Genomic DNA, 11,525 nt, shown 5'->3' with positions numbered 1-11,525 from the left:
CCCTTTCTTATCTATAGTTAGATGAGGAAGAGAGAGTTTTTTTATTCTTGCCAAATTTTGGCAAGTAGTTTAGGATGTGCCAGTTTTTCTTGGATCCATTGATTTAATTCTTTTTCTGTATAAGAACCCATTAAATCATTTTCATATAGTTTAGTTAATTGTTCTCTAGTGACAGTTGTTTCAGATTGGTCTTTTTTCCATTTAAAATTAACCCAATCTGCATTATGAACAAAGGCTAAAATATAAGTCGCGTTATTCAGGGCGATTTTTCGATGTTCATCATTACTTAAATGATTGTTATAAGTAATAATTACCCCGTAAGGCGCTTCTTTGGTTTGCAGTTCAATCATATCGAAATAATCATTATTATTCAAAGAATTGACTAGATTATAGACAGATGTATTATCACCTACGTATAATTCTTTATTGTTTAAAACAGTTTGTTCAATTGCTTTTTTTTGTTGGCAACCAGTTAAAAAAATAAAGCAAGAGAGAATAAACAAACTGATGATGGTTATCTTAACTTTCATGATATCCTCCTTCTTCTCTCGAGACACAACGTATCTATTGTAATAGAAAAGAAAAAATAATGCAATAGCTTTGTAATAATAGAGATTAGCCTTGATATATCAAGGTTGTTACCGCTTTTTATTTTAACATAAAACAAATAAAATAAAAATATTTTTTTAAAAAATTATGAGAAGACCCATTAATTTCTCATAATCAATAAGAAAAACTTAGCGGAAAATTAATTTAATAGTTGACAAATGTTCATGACTGTAGTAAATTTAAACACAATACAAACAAAGACGATGATAAGAAGAGTAACTAACCAATTATTCACAGAGAGCCTTTGGTAGGTGTAAAAAGGTATGGTTGTTTAGTGAAACACATCTTGAAGTCTATCTTTTTGAAAGTCTAGTAGGAAAGATCGGTAGAACCCGTTAACGTTACAGTCATTGTTAGATGACTTTTAGAGGTTAAGATTGTAAAATCTTAATAAAAAAAGGTGGAACCACGTTAAAACGTCCTTTAGTCAATTGTTGACTAAAGGCTTTTTTTTATGGGAAAACAAGACTGTTTGAGGTTTTTATTGTGAAATAAAGACAAAAAAAGGTGGTATCGCGTTAAAACGCCCTTTTATTCTTCGGAATAAAAGGGCGTTTTTTTATTTTAAAAGAAAAGGATGAGAAAGATGATAAGAGAATTTATAACTGTTTTACCTCAATTGTTAAGCGGAATGAAAACTACTCTAACGTTATTCGGTTTAACGTTGTTAGGATCGATTCCTTTAGGTATTTTATGTGCTTTAGGGTTAAAAACCTCGATTAAACCTGTGAAATATTTATTAGAAGCCTATGTTTGGTTAATGCGAGGAACTCCGTTACTGTTACAACTTATTTTAGTTTTTTATGGCTTACCAACAGTAGGGGTTGTGTTTGAAAGATTCAGTGCAGCTTTATTAGCATTCACGCTAAACTATACAGCTTATTTTGCTGAGATTTTTAGAGGAGGGATTCAGTCTATTCCAAAAGGACAATACGAAGCAGCAGCGGTTTTAAAATTAACCCCACGACAAACAACTCGAAGGATTGTTATTCCTCAAGTATTTAAAATAGTGTTACCTTCTTTAGGAAATGAGGTCATTAACTTAGTGAAAGATTCTTCTCTAGTTTATATTTTAGGCTTAGGAGATGTGATGAGAGCAGGAAAGATTGCCATGGAGCGAGAAGCTTCCTTAATTCCGTTAGTTGGAGTGGCTGTTATTTACTTATTATTGACTGGGATATTAACCCTTAGTTTGAAAGAATTGGAAAATAAATTTAACTATTATCATTAAAGAGATTAGGAGGAAGAGAAAATGTTAACTTTACGGCAGATTGATAAATCTTTTGGAGATAAACAAGTGATTCATCAGTTAAATTTAACAGTTGAGAAAGGAGAACTACTAGCGGTTGTAGGGGCTTCTGGTGGAGGGAAAACCACTTTGTTACGTTTGTTAACTGGATTGGAAAAAGCAGACCGAGGAGAATTTTTAATGGATGGTCTCCCTTTTTATCCAGATAAAGGAAATAAAAAAAATCAATTAGTAGGACTAGTGTTTCAAGATTTTCAGCTATTTCCTCATTTAACTATTCAGGAGAATTTACTACTAGCACCTAGTTTAGTTAAGGAGGAGAAGCCAGAAGCATATCTAGCTAAAAGTGAAAAATTAGCTAAAGAATTAAGTATTCAAGATTTGTTAGCCTTATATCCTTATCAATTATCTGGGGGACAAAAACAACGAGTAGCTATTGCTAGAGCAATGATGATGTCTCCTAGTATTTTAGCTTATGACGAACCGACTAGTGCTTTAGACCCTAACTTAAAAAAACAAGTCGAAGAACTGATTTTAACTTTAAAGAAACAAGGTATGACTCAAATTGTGGTGACACATGATTGGGATTTTGCCCAAGATATTGCAGATAGAGTGTTTGAATTAACGGATCTTGTATAAAGTAAAAAAGGAGGAATATATAATGAAAACAACATGGAAAAAAATGGTAGTGTTAGGTAGTTTGATGGTGGTGTTGGTAGGGTTATTAGGAGCGTGTCAAGATAAAAATAAGGCTGGTAATAAAGGAGAAGCCAAAGATCAATGGTCTGAAATTAAAAAGAAAAAAGAAGTAGTAATGGGGTTAGATGATACTTTTGTACCGATGGGATTTAAAAATAAGCAAGGAGAAATTGTTGGATTTGATGTGGATTTAGCCAAAGCCGTATTTAAATTGTATGGTATCACAGTTAAAACACAGCCCATTGACTGGTCTATGAAAGAAAAAGAGTTAACTAATGGCACTATCGATCTGATTTGGAACGGCTACTCTGCGACACCGCAACGAAGGAAGAAAGTAGCCTTTAGTCAAACCTATATGAAGAATGAACAAATATTGGTAACACCTAAATCATCAGGAATTAATCAACTGGATAAAATGACCGGTAAAATTTTAGGCGCTCAAAACGGTTCTTCTGGTTATGATATCTTTGTTCAAGAAGAAGAGGTGTTAAAAAATAAAGTAAAAGATCAAGAAGCAGTGTTATATGATACTTTTAATGAAGGATTTATTGATTTAGAAGCCGGAAGAATCGACGGTTTATTGATTGATAAGGTATATGCTAATTATTATTTAGCGAAAAAAGATCAATTAAATGATTATTATTTAATCGGAAATATTTATCAGCCAGAAGATTTTGCAGTGGGGATTAGAAAAAGTGATAAGGAACTCCAAACTAAATTAAATGAAGGGTTTGAGCAATTAGAAAAAGATGGCAGCTTTGCTAAAATTTCAGATAAGTGGTTTGGGGAAGATGTGTCTCCTAAATAATGTTGCAAGTATGAGATAAAACAAAAAAATAGCCTATATAAAAAGACTTTCTCTATTAGAGGAGGTCTTTTTTCCTTGGCATAAATTCCTCTATTTAAACAGGTTTATGATAAAATAAAGAAGAAGATAAGCTAGGAAGGAAGTGATAGAGGTGAAACTAAACAGCCAAGTAGTGAAAGGAATTAGTTTCTTTGGATGTTTATTTATAGCTAGTTTAGTAAAAACAAAAACCACCTTGGCACAACAGGCTCAGTCAACAGATTCTCCAACTTTTTCAGGAGTGGCTCATGTTCAAAATGAAGGATGGCTAACTAAAAAAAAGTTGCCTACTATAATAGGAACAGTTGGGAAAAATCAACGATTAGAAGCAATGTATCTTACTTCTTCTTGCCCATTATCCGGAAATTTAATTTATCAAAGTCACTTGTCTAACATCGGTTGGCAGTCTATTTCTGAAAATAATGAACTATCTGGTATAGTTGGACAAAGTAGGCAAATTGAAGCAGTCCGGATTGCTTTGAAAGGGCCAATGTCAAAGACTCATCAAGTAGAATATCGAGGTCATGTTGCTAACAAAGGTTGGTTAAACTGGGTAACTGATTGGCAAAGTGCAGGAACTACTGGAGAAAACAGACAGTTAGAAGCAGTTCAACTGAGACTAAAGAAAAAAACAACAGCCGCTACCAAAATGCCTCAGTTAGTCACTCAAAATTTAATGATTCATCAAAGTAGTTCATTTAATTGGAAAAAACCTATTATTGTAGCAGTAGACCAAAAAGATCAGCCTTTATCTTTAGAAAATATACAAGTTAACGGTTCTGTGAATAATCAAGTAGTCGGTGTGTATCCAGTGGTTTATAGTTACTCTTACGGTAATCAAGAAGTAATTAGCTCTAGAAGTTTAATCTATGTGTTACCAACCCAGGCTTATTTACTAGAGGATAGAGTAGCTGAAAAAGAAATGCTTAGATTAGTTAATCAACACCGTGCAATCTATCATCTGCCTCCGTTGGCTGATAAAGCAGCGTTGAGTCAAGCAGCTCGGTTAAGGAGTCAGGAACTTGAACAAAATTATGGCCATAGTCGGCCTGATGGAACAAACTTTGACACAATAGGGGAACAGCTTGGCTTAGCTGTTTCAGAAGAAGGCCAGTTAGGAGAAAATATTCAAGTGATTCCTTATCACTCAGATGAAGGAACAGAACAAATGGTTCATACCCTTTTTTCAGGGTGGGTAAACAGTGCCAGTCACAATCAAAATATGTTAACAAGTGTTTATAATGAGTTTGGCTTTGGTTTTTACAAAGGAAGTTATCAAGGAAAACAAGTGATTTTTGCGACTCAATGGTTATTTCAACAAAATAAGTGAGTGAAACTAATTAAAGTAGCAATTAAATGACTAGTAATTTTTTGGTTTTATATAGGAAGCTTTTTAATAGCTAAATCATGTATGAGGGTTATTTTTTCATGTATAATGAAAGGGATAAGGAGGGAGATGGAGATGACCTACCAAGATATTCATTTAGGGACTTTTATAAGTAGAGAAAATAGATTTGTTAGTTATTGCCAGCTACCTGGAAGTAGTCAGCCAATTCCTGTCCATGTAAAAAATACAGGACGCTGCGAAGAACTACTTATTCAGGGGGTTGAAGTTGCCCTTGATTATCAAGCGTCTAAGACTCGTAAAACTGATTATGATTTAGTGGCTGTCAAAAAAGGCAAGACCTGGGTTAATATCGATAGCCAGTTACCTAATGACTTGGCTGCGTCAGCTTTAGAAACTGGCAAAATTCAGTTACCTAATTTGTTGGGGACAATCACTCATGTTACACGAGAAGTGACATTTGGTTCCTCTCGGTTTGATTTGGTAGTTGAAACTGATTTAGGAGAAACAGCTATTATAGAAGTTAAAGGAATGACTTTAGAAAAAAATGGTCTGGCAGCTTTTCCAGATGCTCCTACAAGTAGAGGGCTTAAACATATTAAAGGATTAACTAAGTTAAGAAAAGATTATCTGACTTACTTATTGTTTATTATTCAACTAGAGCCAGTCCAACTAGCTACTTTACATAAAGAGATGGATCCTGCTTTTTATGAAGGAGTGCAACTGGCCAAAGAAAACGGGGTTCAGATTGTGGCTTATAACTGTCATGTGACTCCGGAAATAGTCGAAATCAAACAAGAAATTCCTTTTAAGTTAGATAAAGTATTTTAATTGAGAGTAAAAATAGATTAATTTATATAAAGGAGGCATTATCATGTTACGTTTAGGAATTATAGGAACTAACTGGATTACTCAGCAATTTATTTCAGCAGCACATGAAACCCGTCAGTACCAGTTGACTAGTGTCTACTCTAGACACCTTCAAACTGCAGAAACATTTGCCAAAGATTACGGAGAGGTTGCTATTTACACAGATTTATCTACTTTTTTTGCATCAGAAGACATAGATGTTGTCTATATTGCCTCACCTAATGCTCTTCATTACGAACAAAGTAAACAAGCGTTACAAACAGGCAAACATGTGATTGTAGAAAAACCAGCTGTTTCCACGTTAAAAGAATGGGAAGACTTATTAGCCTTAGCTAAAGAAAAGCAATGTTTCATTTTTGAAGCAGCACGAAATATTCACGAAGCTAACTTTCAACAAGTTAAAGAATTATTACCAACTCCTGATAAAATAGAAGGAGCCACGCTTAGTTTTATGAAATACTCTTCTCGTTATGACTTAGTTAAAGCAGGAGAAGTGCCTAATATTTTTTCTCCTAAGTTCTCAGGGGGAGCTTTAATGGATTTAGGGATTTATGTGGTATACGCTGCAGTGGCTTTATTTGGTAAGCCTACTCAGGTTCAATATACTGCTAGAAAAATAAAAACAGAAGTAGACGGAATGGGAACGTTAATTTTCCACTATCCTGATTTTCAAGTGACCTTATTAACCGGTAAAATCATCGATAGTTTTTTACCCTCTGAAATATATTTAGCAGAAGGTACTATCATTCTGGATGCGATTAATAGTATTGAAAGTATTCGCTACTTTGATAGAAAAACACAAGAAGTAACAGTGATTGATGTAGAAAAAGAAGAAAATCCAATGGTTGAAGAGGCAATGGATTTTGCCAATGTGATGTTGCAACCGACTAAGGGGCTTTATCAAAAACAATATTTGTATTGGCAAGATTTAGGACGGATTGTTCATGAAATAATGGAGCAAATGCGTCTTGAAAATGATATAATTTTTCCTGCAGATAGAAAGATATAGAAAGATAGGTTAATTCATGATAAAACAATTACCACAAGCATTAAAAACAATTTGGACAGAACAAGGCTACGAAAAGGCAACACCAATTCAAACGGAACTATATGAGCCATTACTAGCAGGAGTAAGTGTGATTGGTATTTCTCCAACTGGGTCTGGTAAAACAGTAGCCTATTTATTACCGCTTTTACAAAGAGTTAAAGCAGGGGAAGGCAATCAGTTATTGGTTTTACTCCCTTCACAAGAACTAGCTATCCAAGTCACCAATGTGGCTAAAACTTGGGGAGATAGTTTGGGGCTAAAAATAGAACAAATGATAGGTGGGGCTAATAAAAAACGGCAAATTGAAAAATTAAAGCAAAAGCCAGAAGTGATTATTGGTACAGTGGGGCGAGTAAGTGAGTTAATGCAAGATAAAAAAATTAAAGCTCACACGATTCAGAGCCTTGTGTTAGATGAAGCAGATCAGCTGTTGCAACCAACAGAACTTCAAGCTCTTGGCCACATTTTTAAGGCAATTCAACGAGATACCCAGTTAATTGCTATTTCAGCAACAGACACCGACATAGCTACTTTGTTAGAGAAACAAGGAGCTACAGCTATTAAACGAATAGATGTAACCGATAAGGACACTTCAAGAGGCAATGTAACTCATGGTTATTTAGAGTGTCCTAGTCGAAAAAGAGGGGAATTGTTAAGACGATTTGCCCATATGGAAGGCATGCGTGGGATTGTGTTTTTCAACCAAGTTCAAGAGCTAGGAGTTGTGTCGGATAAATTGCGTTTTGAAGGGATTCTCCATGAAACACTAGCATCTGATCAAAATAAAATGGAACGTCAATTAGCTTTACAAGGATTTGAAACAGGTAAAGTTCCTTTCTTATTAACCACTGATGTGGCGGCTAGAGGGATTGATTTTCAAGAAGTACCAGTTATTATCCAATATGATGTAGCTTTTGATAAAGACATCTATACACATAGAAGTGGACGCACTGGTAGAATGGGCCATAGTGGGTATGTGCTAACCTTTGTCGGCCATGAACAAGAACATTACTGGCATAAACTATGTACTCAGCTAGAGCTACAACCGACTAAATTTGTCACCTATAAAGGAAGCTTATTGAAAGAAGAAGACTTTATTGAGATGAAAGAACAAGGTCAAATAGTCCAAGAAAAAACTAATAAAAAAACAAAGAAAAAGAACCGCAAAGACAAAGGCGCTCCTAAAAGTAAACATAAACAAGGTAAAAAGAAAAATAAAAAAGTTTAAAATGAAAGAAGGAATTCATCCGTGTCTTCTCGAAAAGAAGAGTTGCTTATTTTGTTAAAAAAATCTCCTAAAGGATTGACAGCTCAGGAAGTGGCTGATCATTTAAATATAGATCGTTCTAATGCTAGTCGCTACTTAAATGAGCTATCAAAAGAAAATCAGCTAACCCGCTCAACAGGAAGACCGGTTGTTTTTTCTTTAACTTCTACTGTTAGTTGTAACCAAAGAAAAAAAGCTTGTCTGTCTTCTGCAACAGAAGTAAAGGAAGTCGCAACTCCTATGACTTTTCAATACTTGGTAGGAAATCAAGATTCTTTAAAGGTAAGCATTCAGCAAGCTAAAGCCGCTATTTTGTATCCTCCAAGAGGTTTACATACATTAATTTTCGGTGAAACAGGGACAGGCAAGTCTTTGTTTGCTGAATGTATGTACAATTTTGCTAGAGCTTCAGAAACGATTTCCTCAGCCGCTCCTTTTGTTGTTTTTAACTGTGCAGACTACGCTCAAAATCCTCAATTGTTATTTGGTCATATTTTCGGAATTAAAAAAGGTGCTTTCACCGGGGCTGATCAAGATAAAGCTGGACTAGTGGCTAAAGCAGATGGAGGTATTTTATTTTTAGATGAGATTCACCGGTTACCACCAGAAGGGCAAGAGATGCTGTTTACTTTTATAGACAAAGGAGAATATCGTCCGTTAGGGGAAAGTAGTCAAGTCCATCAAGCTAATGTTCAAATTATTGGTGCAACCACAGAAACATCGGATATTTTTTTAAATACCTTTACCCGTAGAATTCCTATGGTGATTACTTTACCACCTTTAAAAAATAGATCCCTAGATGAGAAATTTAAAATTGTTTCTTTATTTTTAAAGCAAGAAGCTAATCGTTTAAATAGACGAATTATTGTAGAACGAGATGCCATCCTTGCGTTTCTCTTATATGAAACGATAGGGAATATCGGTCAAGTTAAACGTGATTTAAAACTAGTTTGTGCAAAAGCTTTTTTACACTACAAAACTAGTCAACTTGATTATTTAAGTATTCAGCAAAAAGATTTGCCTTTAAACGTTCAAAAAGGATTGCTAAAAGTGAAAGACTCAGATGAATTAATGAGTTTTTCTAGTAATACTAGTCAATTTTTGACTTTTGAACCAGGTTATGATGAACCTGTTTGGTCGAAAGATCCTGCTTTAGATATGCGAGTCTATCAAGTTATCGATGAACAAGTAGCTAAAGCTTGTCATGAGTCTAAACAATTAGATACCTTGCCTGAATTAAATTTAGAAAAATTAGTCACTCAAGATGTTTCTAACTATTTTAAAACCTATGTGACTGAATTATCTAAAAAAGATATTCATCATGATTTAGTTAAAGAAGATTACTGGGAACTTGCCAACTATTTACTTCAAGTTGCCGAGGAAAAACTTCATAGGGAGTATAGTGATCGTTTACGTTTTACTTTTGCGTTACATCTGCAAGGTAGTTTGGAAAGAATTAAGCAAGGAAGTCCTATTACTCATCCTGACTTAAATAAAGTCAGACGGGCTTATAAGGAAGAATTTCAAGTGGCGATTGATTTATCTACTTATATAGAAGACACGTATCATTTACCAATTCCTTTAGATGAAATTGGCTTTATAACCATGTTTTTAGCGCTTGAATTGTCTGACCAACCAGATTGTTCAACAGGTGATATGGTTGAAGTAGTAGTGATGATGCACGGAGAACAGGTGGCGACTTCTATGCTAAAAACTGCCCAAGAGTTACTTGAAACCTCACAGGGAGTCGCTTTTGATATGCCCTTAACTACAGACGTTAAAGAGATGTATGACCAATTAAAAAACTATGTGTGGACTCGCCGGGCCAATTTAACTCAAGGACTACTGCTTTTAACAGATATGGGTTCGTTAAATACTTTTGGCAACATGTTATATGAAGAAACAGGTATTCGGACCAAAGCCATCTCTATGACAAGTACTATGATTGTGTTAGAGTCATTAAGAATGAGTGGAATGCGTAGAAGTTTAGAAGATATTTATCAAAGTGTGCAAGGTGCTTTTGAAAGTTTAATTAGAACAGAGTTACATCCTCAGTTAACTAAACCTTTGAAAGCAGTAATTGTAGCTTGTTTTACAGGAGAAGGAGTGGCGAAAAAGTTACGTGAGCAAATTCAACCCATTGTTGAGAAAGAAGGCATTGAAATTATTCAACTGCAGTATTTAGAAAAAGAAACTTTTCACCGACATATTGATGAGCTCATGGTGACCTATGACTTATTAGCTATTGTGGGGACAGTAGATGTGCATTATCAGAACATTCCATTTTTCTCCGCCTTAGATATGTTTGATTCTAAACAATTAGCGATTTTTGGCAGAATTGTTACAGAAGAAGTTCCTTTAGAACAAATTATAGAAGGACTAAAAGATAACTTGCCTGCTGTTGGATCTGTTTCTACCTTAATTCAGCTACTTTATCAAGTAGTGACTCATATTCAACAAGATTTAAAGTTGATGGTGGATCCAGCAGTTACTTCAGGGATTTTAATTCACTTGGCTTTTTTAGTTAATCAGTTAAAAGAAGAACCTGTTACAAGAGACTTTCAAAATTTATTGTCATTTAAAAAACAATATCGACTAGCTTTTAAAATTATTCATTCTCAGTTACTTTTAGTTGAAAAACAGTATCAAGTAACTTTTTCTGAAGATGAAATAGCTTTTTTAGTGCAAATGTTTTATCAAAGTAGTGTGTAAGCTTCAACAAAGTTTACACACTACTTTTTTGTTGCACGCTAAAAAAGGTAATAGTGTGTAGATTAAACCTTCTAAAACATGGATTAATCAAGGATTGAGTCTGAATAGATTGGCATGGAACTTGCTTATATATAAGTGATGAATAAAACTAAAGGAGAGATTACCATGACAAAACGCACAATTATGTTAGTATGCTCAGCAGGTATGAGTACAAGTTTATTAGTGACAAAAATGCAAAAAGAAGCAGAAGCAAGAGGAGAAGAGTGTGACATTTTTGCAGTATCCGCTTCAGATGCAGATAATAGCCTAAAAGAAAAAGATGTGGATGTCTTATTGTTAGGACCGCAAGTTCGTTTTATGAAAGCACAGTTTGAAGGTAAATTAGCAGAAACAAATATTGCGTTAGGAATTATTGATATGAAAGACTACGGTATGATGAATGGTCCTAAAGTATTAGATCAAGCCATTACTTTAATGGATCAGCCAGACTAAAAGAAAGAGGTGACGAATATGACAGATAGTCCCAACATGGAAGTGGTCATGTCGTTAATTGTTTATGCAGGTAATGCTAAAAGTTTAGCAATGGAAGCTATTCAAGCAGCTAAACAAGGTAAATTTAATGAAGCAAAAGAAACATTAAAAGAAGCAGATGCCTCATTAGTAGAGGCTCATCATTCTCAAACAAGTTTATTAACCAAAGAAGCTCAAGGAGAAAAAACAGAACTAACGCTATTGATGGTTCACGCTCAAGACCACTTGATGACGTCGATTGCTTTTGCTGATTTAGCTAAAGAATTTGTAGAATTATATGAAAAGCTAGACCAATAACAACTGTTTTGTTTTAAAAAAACACCGTTTTGTGAAATAATAAATAAAGGG

11 protein-coding genes and 1 other annotated feature are annotated in these 11,525 nt (G+C 34.5%); of the genes, 10 read left to right on the top strand and 1 reads right to left on the bottom strand.

Annotated elements, in window-relative coordinates; all coding sequences use genetic code 11:
• Positions 1-41: 41 nt before the first annotated feature.
• Complete coding sequence (locus C7P63_RS03405; protein ID WP_125942752.1) at positions 42-530, bottom strand: DUF4825 domain-containing protein; 489 nt, start codon at positions 528-530, stop codon at positions 42-44.
• A gap of 273 nt (positions 531-803) precedes the next feature.
• Positions 804-1,036: a binding site (T-box leader), on the top strand.
• 162 nt (positions 1,037-1,198) lie between these two features.
• On the opposite strand from C7P63_RS03405, the gene C7P63_RS03400 reads away from it, so the two are divergent.
• The 10 genes from C7P63_RS03400 (at position 1,199) to C7P63_RS03355 (ending at position 11,474) form a co-directional block, all read left to right on the top strand.
• On the top strand, positions 1,199-1,840 hold the full coding sequence (locus C7P63_RS03400) for an amino acid ABC transporter permease (RefSeq protein WP_125943064.1): 642 nt from the start codon (positions 1,199-1,201) through the stop codon (positions 1,838-1,840).
• A gap of 21 nt (positions 1,841-1,861) precedes the next feature.
• Positions 1,862-2,497 (top strand): ATP-binding cassette domain-containing protein, encoded by a 636-nt coding sequence (locus C7P63_RS03395; protein ID WP_125942751.1) that lies wholly within the window; start codon positions 1,862-1,864, stop codon positions 2,495-2,497.
• A 64-nt stretch (positions 2,498-2,561) separates the two neighbouring features.
• Positions 2,562-3,365 (top strand): amino acid ABC transporter substrate-binding protein, encoded by an 804-nt coding sequence (locus C7P63_RS03390; RefSeq protein ID WP_243640800.1) that lies wholly within the window; start codon positions 2,562-2,564, stop codon positions 3,363-3,365.
• 151 nt (positions 3,366-3,516) lie between these two features.
• Positions 3,517-4,734, top strand: a complete 1,218-nt coding sequence (locus tag C7P63_RS03385) for a CAP domain-containing protein (RefSeq protein WP_165863760.1) — start codon at positions 3,517-3,519, stop codon at positions 4,732-4,734.
• Positions 4,735-4,866: 132 nt separating this feature from the next.
• The gene (gene sfsA / locus C7P63_RS03380) at positions 4,867-5,580 is read left to right on the top strand and encodes a DNA/RNA nuclease SfsA (protein ID WP_125942748.1); all 714 of its coding nucleotides are present in this window, start codon (positions 4,867-4,869) and stop codon (positions 5,578-5,580) included.
• Positions 5,581-5,623: 43 nt separating this feature from the next.
• Positions 5,624-6,628, top strand: coding sequence for a Gfo/Idh/MocA family protein (locus C7P63_RS03375; protein WP_125942747.1), 1,005 nt, complete (start codon positions 5,624-5,626; stop codon positions 6,626-6,628).
• Positions 6,629-6,644: 16 nt separating this feature from the next.
• Positions 6,645-7,895 (top strand): DEAD/DEAH box helicase, encoded by a 1,251-nt coding sequence (locus C7P63_RS03370; protein WP_125942746.1) that lies wholly within the window; start codon positions 6,645-6,647, stop codon positions 7,893-7,895.
• A 21-nt stretch (positions 7,896-7,916) separates the two neighbouring features.
• Entirely contained in the window at positions 7,917-10,646 is a 2,730-nt protein-coding gene (locus C7P63_RS03365; protein ID WP_125942745.1) for a sigma-54-dependent transcriptional regulator, read from the top strand.
• 165 nt (positions 10,647-10,811) lie between these two features.
• Positions 10,812-11,138: a PTS sugar transporter subunit IIB gene (locus C7P63_RS03360; RefSeq protein WP_125942744.1), complete on the top strand. Its 327-nt coding sequence runs from the start codon at positions 10,812-10,814 to the stop codon at positions 11,136-11,138.
• 18 nt (positions 11,139-11,156) lie between these two features.
• A complete protein-coding gene (locus tag C7P63_RS03355; RefSeq protein ID WP_125942743.1) occupies positions 11,157-11,474 on the top strand; it encodes a PTS sugar transporter subunit IIA in 318 nt (105 codons plus the stop codon).
• Positions 11,475-11,525 lie beyond the last annotated feature (51 nt).

This window comes from Vagococcus humatus (assembly GCF_003950325.1).
Lineage (GTDB): Bacteria > Bacillota > Bacilli > Lactobacillales > Vagococcaceae > Vagococcus_C > Vagococcus_C humatus.
The sequence above is the reverse complement of the archived record's forward strand: the minus strand, read 5'-3'. Positions and strand labels throughout refer to the sequence as shown.